This window comes from Tistrella arctica (assembly GCF_039630945.1).
GTDB classification, from domain to species: Bacteria; Pseudomonadota; Alphaproteobacteria; order Tistrellales; family Tistrellaceae; genus Tistrella; species Tistrella bauzanensis.
Genome location: NZ_JBBKTV010000008.1, coordinates 178,790 through 194,067 on the forward strand (window position 1 = coordinate 178,790; position 15,278 = coordinate 194,067).

Annotated in this window: 17 protein-coding genes; 7 read left to right on the plus strand and 10 right to left on the minus strand. The window is 67.7% G+C overall.

Annotation, left to right across the window (positions count from 1 at the left end):
• Positions 1-223: 223 nt before the first annotated feature.
• Positions 224-967 carry a DUF1045 domain-containing protein gene (locus tag WG924_RS19140; protein ID WP_345934700.1) on the plus strand — a complete coding sequence of 248 codons (744 nt, stop codon included), beginning with the start codon at positions 224-226 and terminating at the stop codon, positions 965-967.
• Between the two features lie 126 nt (positions 968-1,093).
• Complete coding sequence (locus WG924_RS19145) at positions 1,094-1,663, plus strand: DUF805 domain-containing protein (RefSeq protein ID WP_345934701.1); 570 nt, start codon at positions 1,094-1,096, stop codon at positions 1,661-1,663.
• A 31-nt stretch (positions 1,664-1,694) separates the two neighbouring features.
• Here the strand turns inward: WG924_RS19145 and phnN are convergent, their stop codons facing one another.
• Genes phnN through phnG form a run of 8 tightly spaced genes read right to left on the minus strand, consistent with a single transcriptional unit; the run spans position 1,695 to position 8,218 of the window.
• Complete coding sequence (gene phnN, locus WG924_RS19150; RefSeq protein ID WP_345934702.1) at positions 1,695-2,261, minus strand: phosphonate metabolism protein/1,5-bisphosphokinase (PRPP-forming) PhnN; 567 nt, start codon at positions 2,259-2,261, stop codon at positions 1,695-1,697.
• A gap of 4 nt (positions 2,262-2,265) precedes the next feature.
• Entirely contained in the window at positions 2,266-3,411 is a 1,146-nt protein-coding gene (locus tag WG924_RS19155; RefSeq protein WP_345934703.1) for an alpha-D-ribose 1-methylphosphonate 5-triphosphate diphosphatase, read from the minus strand.
• Complete coding sequence (gene phnL / locus WG924_RS19160) at positions 3,408-4,115, minus strand: phosphonate C-P lyase system protein PhnL (protein ID WP_345934704.1); 708 nt, start codon at positions 4,113-4,115, stop codon at positions 3,408-3,410. Before phnL ends, WG924_RS19155 begins: the two co-directional genes overlap by 4 nt.
• Before the next feature lie 13 nt (positions 4,116-4,128).
• Entirely contained in the window at positions 4,129-4,941 is an 813-nt protein-coding gene (gene phnK, locus WG924_RS19165) for a phosphonate C-P lyase system protein PhnK (protein ID WP_345934879.1), read from the minus strand.
• A 5-nt stretch (positions 4,942-4,946) separates the two neighbouring features.
• On the minus strand, positions 4,947-5,876 hold the full coding sequence (locus tag WG924_RS19170; protein ID WP_345934705.1) for an alpha-D-ribose 1-methylphosphonate 5-phosphate C-P-lyase PhnJ: 930 nt from the start codon (positions 5,874-5,876) through the stop codon (positions 4,947-4,949).
• A complete protein-coding gene (locus tag WG924_RS19175; protein ID WP_345934706.1) occupies positions 5,873-7,012 on the minus strand; it encodes a carbon-phosphorus lyase complex subunit in 1,140 nt (379 codons plus the stop codon). Before WG924_RS19175 ends, WG924_RS19170 begins: the two co-directional genes overlap by 4 nt.
• 4 nt (positions 7,013-7,016) lie before the next feature.
• Positions 7,017-7,730 (minus strand): phosphonate C-P lyase system protein PhnH, encoded by a 714-nt coding sequence (gene phnH, locus WG924_RS19180; protein WP_345934707.1) that lies wholly within the window; start codon positions 7,728-7,730, stop codon positions 7,017-7,019.
• Positions 7,731-7,735: 5 nt separating this feature from the next.
• On the minus strand, positions 7,736-8,218 hold the full coding sequence (phnG, locus tag WG924_RS19185) for a phosphonate C-P lyase system protein PhnG (RefSeq protein ID WP_345934708.1): 483 nt from the start codon (positions 8,216-8,218) through the stop codon (positions 7,736-7,738).
• Positions 8,219-8,476: 258 nt separating this feature from the next.
• On the opposite strand from phnG, the gene phnF reads away from it, so the two are divergent.
• Positions 8,477-9,235, plus strand: a complete 759-nt coding sequence (gene phnF / locus WG924_RS19190; RefSeq protein WP_345934709.1) for a phosphonate metabolism transcriptional regulator PhnF — start codon at positions 8,477-8,479, stop codon at positions 9,233-9,235.
• 43 nt (positions 9,236-9,278) lie between these two features.
• Here phnF and WG924_RS19195 read toward each other — a convergent pair whose 3' ends face one another.
• Positions 9,279-9,470 (minus strand): hypothetical protein, encoded by a 192-nt coding sequence (locus WG924_RS19195; RefSeq protein ID WP_345934710.1) that lies wholly within the window; start codon positions 9,468-9,470, stop codon positions 9,279-9,281.
• Here WG924_RS19195 and WG924_RS19200 point away from each other — a divergent pair.
• From WG924_RS19200 to recQ, 4 genes are all read left to right on the plus strand, one after another.
• On the plus strand, positions 9,469-9,915 hold the full coding sequence (locus tag WG924_RS19200) for a peptidylprolyl isomerase (protein WP_345934712.1): 447 nt from the start codon (positions 9,469-9,471) through the stop codon (positions 9,913-9,915). The genes WG924_RS19195 and WG924_RS19200 overlap by 2 nt on opposite strands.
• Positions 9,916-10,034: 119 nt before the next feature.
• The gene (locus WG924_RS19205) at positions 10,035-10,898 is read left to right on the plus strand and encodes a hypothetical protein (protein ID WP_188574147.1); all 864 of its coding nucleotides are present in this window, start codon (positions 10,035-10,037) and stop codon (positions 10,896-10,898) included.
• A 212-nt stretch (positions 10,899-11,110) separates the two neighbouring features.
• Positions 11,111-11,590, plus strand: coding sequence for a peptidylprolyl isomerase (locus tag WG924_RS19210; RefSeq protein ID WP_345934713.1), 480 nt, complete (start codon positions 11,111-11,113; stop codon positions 11,588-11,590).
• 75 nt (positions 11,591-11,665) lie between these two features.
• The gene (recQ, locus tag WG924_RS19215; RefSeq protein WP_345934880.1) at positions 11,666-13,558 is read left to right on the plus strand and encodes a DNA helicase RecQ; all 1,893 of its coding nucleotides are present in this window, start codon (positions 11,666-11,668) and stop codon (positions 13,556-13,558) included.
• A gap of 45 nt (positions 13,559-13,603) precedes the next feature.
• Here the strand turns inward: recQ and WG924_RS19220 are convergent, their stop codons facing one another.
• Positions 13,604-15,259: an EAL domain-containing protein gene (locus tag WG924_RS19220; protein ID WP_345934714.1), complete on the minus strand. Its 1,656-nt coding sequence runs from the start codon at positions 15,257-15,259 to the stop codon at positions 13,604-13,606.
• Between the last annotated feature and the right edge of the window lie 19 nt (positions 15,260-15,278).

Here is a 15,278-nt window from a genome sequence, read left to right on the forward strand (position 1 = left end):
CCCGTTGCCCACTGATTACCCGTGGTCGATGACGCTTTGGTGACGGCACCATAAAGCATTGATGAAGGGGGGTGGCCATGGCATGAGGGGGAGCATGGCGGCCGCCTTCCTAGACAAATCCTTGAGATACATCCGGTATTCCGGACGTTGCCGCCGGGATGTCGGGGGTGCGGCCCGCAAAGACCCGTCTTCCGCCCCACCCGCCGTATCAAGGTGATGCCTGATGACACTGTTTCACCGCGCCGCGATTTATTTCATGCCCGCCGTCACAACACCGCTGGGCCGGTTCGGCGCAAGCTGGTTGGGGCGTGAGGCGGAAGGCGGGCCGGTGGCGGCGCGGCCGCCTGTGCCGGGCCTGGACGATGCAGCACTTCACCGGCTGACCGCCGAACCACGGCGCTATGGCTTTCACGCCACACTCAGAGCGCCGTTCATGGCCGCGGACGGGCTCGACGCTCAAGCATTGGTCGCCGCCATCGAGCGGTTGGCGGCGACGCTGGCGCCGGTGACGCTGGATGACGGCCTGTCCGTGCGGCGGATCGGCAGCTTCCTGGCGTTGGTGCCGGCCTCGCCGTCATCGGCACTGATCGACCTCGCCGCCGCCATCGTCGCCGGCACCGACGATCTGCGCCGGCCATTATCGGCCGACGACCGTGCCCGCCGGATCGCCCGTGGCCGGCTCGATGCCCGCCACACCGCCCTGCTCGACCGATGGGGCTATCCTTACGTGATGGACGCCTTCCGCTTCCACATGACCCTGACCGGCCCGCTCACCGATATGGCCGGGGCCGAGGCCGTCGAAGAGGCGCTGCCCGGCCTGGCGCGCCGGGCGGGTGCAGCGGGGACGCCTGTGGTCATCGACCGGATCGCGATCGCGGTGGAGCCTGCACCGGGTGCCGCCTTCATGCTCCACCGGCAGATCCCGCTCGGCCATCCAGCCGGAGCTGACGACCAAATCCGCAGTTGAACGCCGGCAGGGTTGAAGACGGCATCGGCGGGTGACATGCTGACGTGACATCGATCGACGCGGTCGCATGCGGGCCCGCCCGCCCGGCGACCCACCCCACCGCCCGGACGAAAGCTGCATCAGACAATGCGTGGCAGGATCATCGGCTTCGACAGCCGCACCGGCACCGGCGCCCTGGAGGGCGAAGACGGCAACCGCTATGAATTCGCGGGCACCGAATGGCGCAGCGACGGCCATCCCGCCGCCGGCTTCCAGGTCGATTTCAGCCCGGATGGCCATCTGGCCGTGGCGATCTTCCCGGTCTATGACCCGGCCGACGTCAGCGGCGATTTCTCGTGGCGGCGGTTTTTCCTGTCGTTCAGCGGCCGCACCAACCGCAAGCCTTATTGGCTGTATTACGTGCTGCCGGTCACCGTCATCAGCCTGCTGCTGATCCCGGTCGACATGGTGCTCGGCACTTATAGCGGTGACGGCAATGTCGGGTTGCTGGGGTCGCTGTTCTCGCTTGCCTGCCTGTGGCCGACCTTCGCGATCGGCGCCCGGCGCTGCCACGACCGGGGCCGCAGCGGCTGGTTTCAACTGATCATCCTGATCCCGCTGATCGGCGCGATCTGGCTGCTGGTGGAACTGGGCTTTCTGCGCGGCACCCATGGCCCCAACCGGTTCGGCCCCGATCCGCTGGGCGGCCGGGCCTGAGTCCACGAGCATTGTCTAAAACCACGAGCGTTCAGCCACCGATCGCGCGGATGAACGCCGCCGTCGCCTGATCCAGATCGCCGCCATTGTCGACCACCACCACATCCGGACCGACCGGCATCGTGGCCCGTGCCCGCATCAGGCGGGCCCGGATGTCGGCCGCATCCTCGCGGCCACGGGCGGCCAGCCGCGCCGCCAGCACCGCATCGGGCGCATCGACCACCACGATGCGCACCGGCGCCGCCTCCCGGCGTGCCTGGTCGATGACCGCGCGGGAGACATTGGCGACCACGATCCGCCCCGCCGCGCGGTCGCGGTCGATGGCCGCCGGAATACCGTAACACAGGCCATGCGCCTGCCAGTGCAGCAGGAAGTCGCCGGCCGCCGCACGCCGTGCGAAGCCGTCCGGCGTCTCGGCCAGATGGTCCTCGCCACCGCTGCCGGCCGGCCGGGTGATCACCCGGCGCACGAAGACATGACCGCCGGCCGGGGCCAGAGCCGCCCGCGCCCGATCGATCAGCGTGTCCTTGCCGGCCCCGGAGGGGCCGACGATCAGGCAGAGCAGGCCATCAACGGCCGGTGACGCGCTGACGGTCATGGGACTACAACACCCGTTCGGCCGCGCGCCACACCGCGCGCACCACCGGCACATGCTCGTCCACCACCGACAGCCGCACCAGATCGGCACGGGCTCCTGCGGCGATCCGGCCGCGATCGTCCAGCCCCACCGCCCGCGCCGGGCGGTCGGTGACGGTGCGGATGGCGGCGGCAAGACCGATGCCCGCCACCGCGCCCAGCATCAGTGCCGCATGCAGCATGCTGGCCGGCACGTAATCCGATGACAGCACGTCGAGCAGCCCCGCATCGGCCAGTTCCCGCGCCGAGACATTGCCCGAATGCGACCCGCCGCGCACGAAATTGGGCGCGCCCATCAGCACCGCCATACCCGCATCGCGCGATGCCCGCGCGGCATCGATGGTGGTCGGGAATTCGGCGACAGAACAGCCATCGGCCTCTGCCTCGGCGACATGGGCCGGGGTCGCATCGTCATGAGACGCCAGCGCATAGCCACGCGCCCGGGCCTCGGCCACCACGAAGGCGCGGTTGGCGGGGCCGTATTCCATCTGCATGCGCTTCTGCCCGGCGATCAGCGCGTCGATCTCGTCGGCGCGCACACCATGCTTGCCCATATAATATTCGCGATACTTGTCCTCGTTCACGAACTGCCGCTGGCCCGGGGTGTGGTCCATGATCGACAGCATCGCGGTCAGCGGATGATCGATCAGCGGTTCGACCAGGGCCTGCATCCGCTCATGCGCGATCTCGCAACGCAGATGCAGCCGGTGATCGACCCGAAGCAGGCCGCGGGCTTTCGCATCGGCCACCGCATCGATCATGTCGGCCAGATCGCGGCCGCGATTGCCCTGTTTCAGATCGCCGATGGTGACCGCATCGAACACCGTGGTGATGCCGGCCGCGGCCAGTTCCACGTCATGGGCACGCACCGCCGGCAGCGCCGGCCAGCGCACCCCCGGGCGCGGCGCGAAATGCCGTTCCAGATTGTCGGTGTGCAGCTCGATCAGGCCGGGAATCAGCAGATCGCCCGCCAGATCCTGCGCCCCCGGCACCGCAGAGATGCCGTCCGACAGCTCGACGATCCGGCCATCGGCGATGACCACGGTGCCGGCGGGCAGCACGGCATCGGGAGTGACCACGCGGGCATTGGTGAGAACGGTTTCGAAGGTCATGCCGCAACTCCCGCGGGCGTCAGGGAAATCTGTCGGGTAGCGAGCCGGTCGCGCACCGCCCGGTCGTGAAAGATGGCCACGATCGCGGCGCCATTGTCACGGGCGGTCTCGATCAATCCGCAGGCGGCATCGACATTGGCGGCATCGAGCGAGGCGGTAGGCTCGTCGAGCAGCAACACCGGATGGGCGGCCGCCAGACCACGGGCGATGTTGACCCGCTGCTGCTCACCACCGGAAAACGTCGCCGGCGGCAGATGCCACAACCGCTCGGGCAGGTTCAGCCGCGCCAGCAGGTCGGCGGCGCGGGCATCGGCGGCGACCGCGTCCACCCCGCGCCGGCGCAGGGGTTCGGCCACGATCTTCAGCGTCGGCACCCGCGGGATCACCCGCAGGAACTGGCTGACATAGCCCATGGTATGACGCCGGACGTCGAGGATCTCGCGTGGTTCCGCCCGGCACATATCGACCACCCGGCCGTCATGGCGCACCAGAACCCGGCCGCGATCGACCAGATAGTTTGCATACAGCGTCTTCAGCAGCGTGCTCTTGCCGGTGCCGGACGGACCATCCAGCACCACGCAGTCGCCCGGCGCCACCTCAAGATCGATATCGGCCAGCACCGGCAGACGGGTGCCGCCCTGGGTGTGCAGCACGAAGGTCTTGGCGATGCCTTCGGCCTTCAGGCTCCAGTCGTTCGCAGTCATGTTTCGCATCCCCTCAGACCTGAAGCACCGACGACACCAGCAACTGGGTATAGGGATGCTGCGGATCATCGAGAATCTGGTCGGTCAACCCCTGCTCCACCACCCGGCCGCGACGCATCACCATCAGCCGGTCGGCCAGAAGCCGTGCCACGGCAAGGTCATGGGTGACGATCATCACCGACAATCCGAGCCCGGCGTTCAGTTCGCGGATCAGATCCAGCAGCCGTGCCTGCACCGAGACGTCGAGGCCGCCGGTCGGCTCGTCCATGAACACCAGCCGCGGCCCGATCACCAGATTGCGGGCGATCTGCAAACGCTGCTGCATACCGCCCGAGAAGGTCTTGGGCAGATCGTCGATGCGCCCGGCATCGATCTCCACCCGGGTCAGCCAGTCGAGGGCACGATCGCGGATCCGGCCGTAATGGCGGGCGCCGGTGGCCATCAGCGGCTCGCCGACATTGGCGCCCGCCGACACATCGAGCCTGAGCCCGTCGCGCGGGTTCTGATGGACCACACCCCATTCCTCACGCGACAGCCGCCGGCGTTCCGCCTCGCCCATGGTCACCAGATCATGGACCCGGCCGCCACGGTCGCTATAGAGCGCCTGACCGCCATCGGCCACCAGACTGCCCGACAGCAGGCCCAGAAGCGTGGTCTTGCCCGAGCCGCTTTCGCCGACGATGCCCAGCACCTCGCCCGGCCACATCCGGAAATCGACCTCGGTGCAGCCGATGGCGCCGCCATAGGTCTTGGTCAGCCCGCTGACCTCCAGCAAGGGCAGATCCGGCGATCCAGCGGCGGATGGTTGAGCGGCTGGCCGCTGCATGACGGTCATTCTTCCGTCTCCCGATCGATGGCCGGCGCCAGTGCGAACGCCGGGCCTTCATGACCCGCGGCGCGCCGGCCGCCACAGTAATCGGTGTCGGAGCAGACATACATCCGCCCGCCGGCATCATCGATCACGACTTCGTCCAGATAACTGTCGGTGGCACCGCACAGGGCGCATGGCCGGTCCCAGCCCTCGACCGCGAATGGATGATCGTCGAAATCGAGGCTGCGCACCGTGGTGTGCGGCGGGATGGCATAGATCCGCTTCTCGCGCCCGGCGCCGAACAATTGCAGGAACGGCGCGTCGTCGAGCTTGGGATTGTCGAATTTGGGGATCGGCGACGGCCGCGCCAGATGCCGGCCCGCCACCATCACCGGATAGTCATAGGTGGTGGCGATGCGGCCGTGGCGGGCGATATCCTCGTACAGCTTCACATGCATGGCGCCGTATTCGGCCAGCGCATGCATCCGCCGGGTCTCGGTCTCGCGCGGCTCCAGCCAGCGCAGCGGCTCGGGGATCGGCACCTGATAGACCAGGATCTGGCCATCGGTCAGCGGGGTCTCGGGCACACGATGGCGGGTCTGGATGATGGTCGCGTCGGCGGTGTGCTCGGTGGTGGCGACGCCTGCGGTGCGGGCGAAGAAGCGCCGGATCGACACCGCATTGGTGGTATCGTCGGCCCCCTGATCGATCACCTTCAGCACGTCGTCTTGGCCGAGGATGGCGGCGGTCACCTGGATGCCGCCGGTGCCCCAGCCATAAGGCAGCGGCATCTCGCGGCTGGCGAACGGCACCTGATAGCCGGGTATCGCCACCGCCTTCAGAAGGGCGCGGCGGATCATCCGCTTGGTCTGTTCGTCCAGATACGCGAAGTTATAGCCGGTATCGGCGGCGGCATCGGTGGCCGGCCGGTCGTGCAGGATCGCGGTCATTCTGCGGCGTCCCTGTTGCTGCTGTCGTCTTCGCAAGCCGTCCGGCGTTCGGCATGGGCCCGGCGCAACCGGCGGACCATGTCGAGTTCCGACTGGAAGTCGACATAATGCGGCAGCTTCAGATGCTGAACGAAACCAGAGGCTTCGACATTGTCGCTGTGGTACAGCACGAATTCCGGATCCTGCGCCGGCCCCCGTACCGCCTCGCCCAGTTCCTCGGCGCGCATGGCGCGGTCGACCAGCGCCATGGCCATGGTCTTGCGTTCCACCTGACCGAAGCCGATGCCATAGCCGCGGGTGAATTGCGCCAGCACCTCACCATTGCCGTGGAACTGGTTGATCATCTGACATTCGGTCAGGGTGATGTCGCCGATCTCGACCGGGAAGCCCAGCTCCTCGGGCACCATCTCGACCGCAACCGCACCGATGCGGATCTCGCCGGCAAAGGGATGACTGTTGGCATAGCCGCGCTGCGTGGAATAGCCAAGCGCCAGCAGAAAACCTTCATCGCCCCGCGCCAGGTTCTGCAGGCGCAGCGCCCGGTCGGCGGGAAAGTCCAGCGGCTCGCGCGTCAGGTCCGGCACCGGTGGCAGACCGGCCTCGGCGATCGCCGGATCTTCGGGCAGATCCTGCTCGATCAGCCCTTCATGGTTCAGAATTTCGGTCACGCGCGGCATGGCGTCGTCGAGCGCCGCCGCCGCCGGCACCACCGGCTCCGGTATGCCGCCGCCGGCCAGCAACGAGAAGTCGAGCAGGCGATGGGTGTAATCGAAGGTCGCCCCCAGCACCTGCCCGCCCGGCAGATCCTTGAAGGTGGCCGAAATCCGCCGCCGGATCGCCATCCGCGCGGTGTCGACCGGCCGGGTGGCGCCGAAGCGTGGCAGGGTGGTGCGATAGGCGCGCAGCAGGAAGATGGCCTCGACCAGATCGCCCTGGGCCTGCTTGATGGCAAGGCCGGCGAGTTCCGGATCATAGACCGAACCCTCGGTCATCACCCGGTCGACCGCGCGCCCCAACTGGCCGGTGACCTGATCGACCCCAAGCTCCGCCACATCGGTGCCCCCCCGGCGATCTTCCGCCAGCAGGGCATGGGCGTTGGCGATCGCCGCCTCGCCGCCCTTGACCGCGACATACATGGCTTCAACCCTCTTGCGTGAGACTGGTCGTGGTGATGCGGGTGGTCCGCGGCAATGCCGCCAGCCGCTCGCCGCAGGTCAGGACGATGTCGACTCCGCGCGGATACAGCGGCGCCAGCGCCGCGCGGGCGACCACGAACCCCGCCGGCAGCCCCGTCACCCGCAGCAGCCGGCTGCCATCGATGCCGGGGCCATCGAGCCGCCATGCCACATCACGGCCGTCCTGCCCGCCCGAAAGGCCCTCGCCCGAAAGGCCCCCTCCCGAAAGGCCCCCTCCCGAAAGGCCCCCACCCGAAAGGCCATCGACCTCGATCACCAGCGTCGTCGACCGGTCGGGATAGGCATCGCTGCCAAGAGCGAAGCGGTCCAGCGCCGGCATCGCCATCGCATCCCCGATCACCGCGAAGGCCGCGCGGTCGGGGGTGCCGGCAACCGTGGCGCCGGTGTGGAACCGCAGATAGGGCAATGCCGGCGCGGCGGCACGATCCAGCCACACCGCCGTGTCGTGATCGGCCAGCGCCAGCATCACGGTACAGGCGGCGCGCGACAGCGGCCGGTCATGTCCGGGCACGGCGCCAACCGTCATGATCCGGCCGGGGCGCGCCATCGCGTCCAGCACCAGACGGAACGTCGCCTGAGCATCGGCGGTCGGATCGGGAAAGCCCGCCGCCAGGGTGGCCAGGTCGGCGGCCGATGCCGTCTCTCGGGTGATGGTCATCCGTCTCACGCTCCCCGCACCATGGTGAAGAACTCGACGCGGCTGGCGGCGGCCTTGCGCGACGCCTGTTCCCGCGCCGCCGCCTGTTCGCCGGCAAGCGGCTCCACCAGCCGGGCGGTCAGGGCGGGCCCATGCGCCGGCGTCTGCAACAAGGCGTCGATCACGGCCACCAGCTCGGCCTTGCGGCGATCGCGGCCCGCGACATAGCCGACACCGGCCTCGCCCCCCGCCAGCCGCACCACCGCGCGCGACACCGTCATCTCGCCGATGTTGAAGCGGCCGCCCGACCCGCCGGCCCGGCCGCGCACCATGGCGAGGCCGGTTTCCGGCCGGCGCAGTGCCACCGCGCCGTCCAACACCGCGGCGCGGCCGCCGGGCAGGTCGTCGAGCGCCGCCTCAAGCCGCGCCACCGGTGCGCGCGCCAATACCGCCAGCCAGTTCTGCCGCCGGGCAACCGTTCCGGCGGCAGCCTCCGGCTCGCTGGTCATCCGTGGGGCCGTGATCCCTGGGGACGTCATCCTTGGGGCCTTTCGCAATCGGGGCAATCCGGGTCATCCGGGTCATCGGGGCCGTCGCGGATCTACCGGCCGGCGCCGAACCATCAGATGTCGACAACTTGGTATATTTGTATAGACATCCGTATCTCTTCATGGGCATGATGCCTCCACAGCCCGTCGACGGCAAGGGCCCGACGGTGACGATTGTGTGACGCACCGGGACCGGACCGGTACAGCAGGAGATGTCGGATGATCATTGAGCGCGAACCGGGGGTGACGCTCTGGCGGCAGATCGAACGGGTGCTGGCCGATGAAATACAGCGGGGCGTGATGCCGCCGGGGGCGCAGCTCGCGACCGAACATCAACTGGCCGAGCGCTTCGGCGCCAACCGCCACACCGTCCGCCGCGCCATCCGCGAATTGAAGACCCGCGGCCTGATCCGGGTGGAACAGGGGCGCGGCACCTTCGTGCATGAGAATGTGATGGATTATGCGCTGGGCCGGAAAACCCGGTTCAGTGCCAATCTGCGGGCGCAGGACCGCCGCCCCGCGGGCCTGCTGCTCGACACCAGCGCCGTCGCCGCGTCGGGGCGGATCGCCGAGGGGCTGAACGTGCCCGAGGGCCGGCCGCTGATCTGCCTGGCGACACTGTCCTTCGCCGACAACGTTCCGGTCAGCATGGGCCGGCATTATCTCGACTTCGACCGCTTCCGCGGCATCGACGAGATCTTCCGGGAAACCCCGTCGATGACCCGGGCGCTCGCCCGCTTCGATATCCACGACTATAACCGCGGACGCACGCGCATCACCGCCCGCATGCCCACGGCCGAGGAAGCATCGCTGCTGCGCCAGCCACCGAACCGGCCACTTCTGAAGACCGAATATGTCGATGTCGACACCGCGGGGCGACCGTTGCAATACGGGATGACCCTGTTCGCAGGCGACCGCGTGCAGATCGTGACCGACCCACGTGCCGCTGACATTTTTGAGGCAGACGCCGCGACTTGACGATGATTTCCGCCACATGGGTTGGTTTTGCGGCACTCATCCCCTATATTCCGTCTGAACCCGCCATAACGATCACGATCAGGATCCATCCCTTGGTGATGATCAGCCGACGCGCGGCCCTTGGCTCGATAGCCGGGTGCGCCGCAGCCGCCTTGAGCCCCCTGAACGGGGCCTGGGCCCAGACGACGAACACGCCCGCCACCGCGGCGCCCGATCCGGAAAACACGCTGATCATGACCCTGGACGCAGGCCAGGTCGTGATCCGTCTGCGTCCGGATATTGCGCCGGCCCATGTGGCGCGGATCAAGGAACTGACCCGCCAGGGTTTCTATGACGGGGTGGTCTTCCACCGCGTCATCCCCGGCTTCATGGCCCAGACCGGCGATCCCACCGGCACGGGTCGCGGCGGCTCCGGCCAGAAGCTGACGGCGGAGCTGTCGAATACGCCCTTCCGGCGCGGCACCGTGGGCATGGCCCGCGGCGGCAGCCTGGACAGCGCCGACAGCCAGTTTTTCATCTGCTATGACCGTGCGGCCCATCTGGACGGCAACTACACCGTCTGGGGCGAGGTGGTCGACGGCATGTCGGTGGTCGATCGTATCGCGCGGGGCGAACCGCCCCGGCGCCCCGACCGCATCGTGACGATGACGGTCCAGGCAGACGCCGCGACGAACAAGTAAGACCACAGCCACGGTGACCATGTCGGTCGCCGTGGCCATGTTTGCCTGCCCGTCTATCAACCAATGGTTGATAAATGACGCAGCAACAGACCCGGATCAACAACGCAGGAGGATTTCCCATGAACAACGGCCTCTGGGGACCGGATAAGGCCGCGTTCGACGATGTCTATAACCTCGCGGATCCGGCAGCCTATTGGCAGAAGCTTGCCCCGCTGGATTATGTGACGCCCGAGATCGCGGCCGGCTTCTACCGGTCGCTGCTGGGCAGCCTGGCTGTTGCCCGTGGCCGCGGCTCGCTCAAGCTCATCGATCTGTGCAGCGGCTATGGCGCGCTGCCGATGATGTTGAACCACGACCTCCAGCCGGGCACGCTGCACCGGCTTTATACCGACCCGAAGCGCGCGGCGCTGCCGACCGATACGGCACGGGTCGATTATGACCGCAATATGCTTCAGCGCCGCAAGGCGGCGGCTCAGCATCGCATCGCCGGTGTCGACGTCGCCGACAAGGCGCTCGGTTATTCGCGTGCGGCCGGCCTGATCGAGCGGGCCTTCATCGAGGATCTGGAAGCCGCGGCCCCCAGCGAGGCGCTGGCCGAATGGGCGTCGGATACCGACGTGATCGTCGAGGCCGGTGGCGTCGGCTATGTCGGTGAGGCGAGCATTTCAAAGCTGATCAGCGCCTCGGAAACCGGGCGCAAGCCCTGGGTGCTGTCGATGCCGGTGCGGACCGTCGACACCAGCGGCGTGGAAGAGATGCTGGCCGATTACGGCTATGTCGTGGAGCGCAGCTCCAAGACCTTCCGGCATCGCCGCTTCCGCGACAGCAGCGAGCAGGAAGCCGCTCTGACCCGTCTGGGCGAGTTCGGCATCGATGCCGGCGGCGCCGAGATCGATGGCTTCTATCGCTGCCGTCTGCTGGTGGCGCGGCCCAGCGCCGAGGCGGCCGCCTGGCCGATCGATGCGCTGCTGCCCGCTGCCTGATCGGCGATCGACGACGACCCGATCACACGCCACGGGCTTTTTCGCTCGCATCGGCGGATGATCGGGCTAGGATGGGCGCGCAAGCGGCAGCCGGTTCCCTCCGGTTGTTCCCTTGCGCGCCTCTTATCGTGGCGCCGGCCGCATTCGGGCTGGCCTGCGACGCGCCGTTTCAGATCCGCCACCTTGACCAACCGCTACGGAGCCCTCCGCTCATGACCGAGACCGCGCCCGACCGCGAGAACACGCTGGTGATGACCCTTGATCATGGGACGGTGGTGATCCGCCTGCGCCCGGATCTTGCCCCGGGCCATGTCGCCCGCATGAAGGAACTGGCGCGCGAAGGCTTTTACGACGGCGTCGTGTTCCATCGCGTGATCGAGGGCTTCATGGCCCAGACCGGCGACCCCACCGGCACCGGCCGTGGCGGTTCCGGCCAGAAGCTGAAGGCGGAATTCACCAAGGCGTCGTTCGAACGCGGCGTGATCGGCGCGGCCCGCACCAACGACCCCAACAGCGCCGACAGCCAGTTCTTCATCTGCTTCGCGCCGGCTCGCTTCCTGGATGGTCAGTACACCGTGTGGGGCGAGGTCGTCGAGGGCATGGACGCGGTCGACAAGCTGGCCCGGGGCGAGCCGCCGCGCAAGCCCGACCAGATCAAGTCGCTCAAGGTTCAGGCCGACATCGAAGGCTGATCCGACACCTTGGACAGCGACGACACCATTCCCGACTGGATGACCGAGCCCGACCTCGCGATCGGAGCCGGCGCCATGGCGAGCCCCGATCCCGCAACCGGGATCGGGCCCGGCCCGAAGACAGCGACCCGCGAGCCGGCCGAGGTTCTGACCGAGGTTTTCGGCTACAAGGCGTTCCGCAGTCTTCAGGCCGATGTCATCTCGCATGTCACGGCCGGCGGCGACGCCCTGGTACTGATGCCGACCGGCGGCGGCAAATCGCTGTGCTATCAGATCCCGGCGCTGTGCCGCCCCGGCATCGGCATCGTGATATCGCCCCTGATCGCACTGATGCAGGATCAGGTCGAGGCGCTGCGCCAACTGGGCGTGCGCGCTGCCGCGCTGAATTCCACCATCCCCTTTCAGGAAGCCATGTCGATCGAGCGGGCGATGCGCCACGGCGAGATCGATCTGGTTTATGTCGCCCCTGAGCGGCTGTTGACCGAGCCCTTCCTGCGTCTGCTCGACGAGATCGACATCGCGCTGTTCGCGATCGACGAGGCGCATTGCGTGTCGCAATGGGGGCATGATTTCCGGCCGGAATACCGCCGGCTGACCATCCTGCATGAACAGTTTCCCCATGTGCCACGGGTGGCGCTGACCGCAACCGCCGATGCCCCGACCCGCGCCGATATCCAGACCCATCTGGATCTGGGACAGGGCCGGGTGTTTCTGTCCAGCTTCGACCGGCCGAACATCCGCTATCGCGTCGCCCCCAAGGAACAGCCGCGCCAGCAGATCAAGGACGTTCTGGACCGCCATAAGGGCGAGGCCGGAATCGTCTACTGCATGTCGCGCAACAAGGTCGACGAAACCGCGGCCTGGCTGGCCGGAGAAGGCATCGATGCCCTGCCCTATCACGCCGGACTGAACAAGGACGCCCGCGCCGCCAATCAGGATCGCTTTCTGAAGGGCGACGGCGTGGTGATGGTGGCGACCATCGCCTTCGGCATGGGCATCGACAAGCCCGATGTCCGTTTCGTCATCCATCTGGATCTGCCGAAATCGCTGGAAGCCTATTATCAGGAAACCGGCCGTGCCGGCCGTGACGGGCTGGCATCGGAAGTGATGATGCTCTATGGCACGCCCGACATCGCGCGGATCTATCAACTGATCGAGGCATCTGAGTCACCCGAGGTCCAGAAGCGGGTGGAGCGGCGCAAGGTCGATGCACTGGTCGGCTTCTGCGAAACCACACGCTGCCGCCGTCAGGTGCTGCTGGACTATTTCGACGAGCACGGCACACAGCCCTGCGGCAATTGCGATACCTGTCTGGAACCCGCCGTCACCTTCGACGGCACGGTGGTGGCACAGAAGGCGTTGTCGGCGGTGTATCGTACCGGCCAGTTGTTCGGTGCCGCCCATGTCGTCGACGTGCTGACCGGTACCGCGACCGAGAAGGTCCGTCAGTTCGGCCACGACGCACTCAGCGTGTTCGGCATCGGCGCCGAGCTGGACAAGCGGGCGTGGCGGGCGGTGTTCCGCCAACTTGTCGCGCATCGTTTTCTGGTGGTCGACAGCGTCGGGCATGGCGGGCTGAAACTGGGCGACAACGAGACCTGCCGGCCGCTGTTGCGTGGCGAGACCAGCCTGACCCTGCGCCGCGATCCCGCGCCACGAGGGCGGGCGCGTGGCGCCACCGGCCGCGACCGCCCACGCGCCGAGCGCCCAAGCCTCGCCGGCGAGGATGAAGATATGTTCCAGACCCTGCGCCGCCTGCGCTTCGCGCTGGCCAAGGCACAGGGCGTGCCGCCCTATGTGATCTTCCACGACGCGACGCTGGTCGAGATGGCCCGCCAGCGGCCGCTGGACGAACGCGCGCTGGCGGAAATACCCGGCGTGGCATCCACCAAGCTCAGCCGCTATGGCGAGGCCTTCATCGCGGTTCTGCAGGGCGACGATCCCGATACCGTCGCGGCCGGACACTAACGCCGGCGCATCGCCGGATCGGCCGTCCCGCCACAAATTATCATCTCAGCCGGCCCGGAACTCGCCCACCGGCACCGGTGCGCCGTAATACCAGCCCTGGGCACAGGCATCCGGATGATACATCGCCAGATGCAGGGCCTGCGCTTCCGTCTCGATGCCTTCCACCACCACATCGACCCCCAATGTGGCCGCCATCGAAAAGATCTGCGGCACGATCGAGGCGCTCACCGCGTCGGTGCCGATGGCCGAGGTGAACAACCGATCGATCTTGATCACGTCGACCGGCAACTGGGTGAGATGTGCCAGCCCGGAATAGCCGGTGCCGAAATCGTCGATATGAATGTGATAGCCATGGGACCGGATGGTGGTGATCGCCGCCGCCAGCCTGGCGTAGTCGGTGGTCGAACGCTCGGTGATCTCCAGCGCCACGGCGTCGGGCGACACGCCATGGCGGGCGGTCTCGGCATCCAGCATCGTCAGGAAAGCCGGATCGATCAGATCCGCCACCGTTACGTTGATGCCCAGTTGCAGCGGTGACGGGCCGTTCAGATATGGATGAAACTCCGCCAATGCCGTGCGGACGGCATAGCGCGCGATCTGCCCCATCAGACCCACCCGCTCGCCCACGGCGATGACCTGTTCCGTCGGGATGTCGCGCCCCGAGGGCGTGGTCAGCCGCAGCAGGGCTTCCGCACCGATCACCCGCCCGGTGCGGACATGCACTACAGGTTGATAGGCCAGTCGCAGCCGGCCGCGCGCAAGCGCCCGGCGCAGTTCCGCTTCGACCGACCGGCCGCGCCGCTGACGCAATGCGCCGAACAGGCCAAGCCCGCCGCCAGCTATGCCCCCCAGCAAGCCGATGCCTGCGCCGACCAGGGGCGGCTGGTCCAGAATACTCACCTTTGCCGGCGGCATCGCAACGCAGACGTCGAACCATCGCGAACAGGCGCGCTGGACACCGGCAATGACAGTGGTGGTTTCCCCGCGGCCGTCTCCGCCGGTCATGCCGGCAGCAGCCGGCCGGTCGATGTCGCCGGCGAACGCCATGCCCGGACCGCCGGTGCCCCGGTCGGTGCCTGGCGAGGCATCATTGCCGGCGACATCGACCCGGGACTGCAACAAGCGGCGCGCTTCGGCATCGGCAATCCGCACCGTGCGGAAGATCTGACCGGTCCCGCGACTATAGATCACGGCCGGATGACGCGCGGCCAGATCGCGGACCCTGCTGCCGATTTCGGTTTCAGACAGATAGACCACCGTCCGGCCGAAGCCGATCATGTCGGGGGATGTTCGGCGGGTTGCCACGTCGCGCGTCGCCGTCCAGACATCGGCACCGCTCGGCGCCTGATAGGTGACAGGGCCCAGCGTCATCGGCGTCTCCAGCCGTCCCCACATGGCGGTGCAGACGATGGCACCGTCGGCACGGCGGGCGATGTCGCTGATGACCGGGTTGTCGAACAGCCGGTCTCGCAGGGTCGTCAGATCGGCATCTGAACAGAACGGAGCCTGGTCCTCGTTGGACAACAGGATGACGCGGGTGGCGGTGCCGGTGAAGTCGTCCATCCGAGACACCATCTGCGCCAGTTCACTGCGTATGTCCGCACGATCCATCTGCACAAGAACAAGTTGCCCGGCAGCCAGTGCCATCGCAGCCCCCGTCAGCGCGGCCACCGCGACCCCGGCCACCAGCCATGCAGACATGCCATCATGCTCGTCCCGC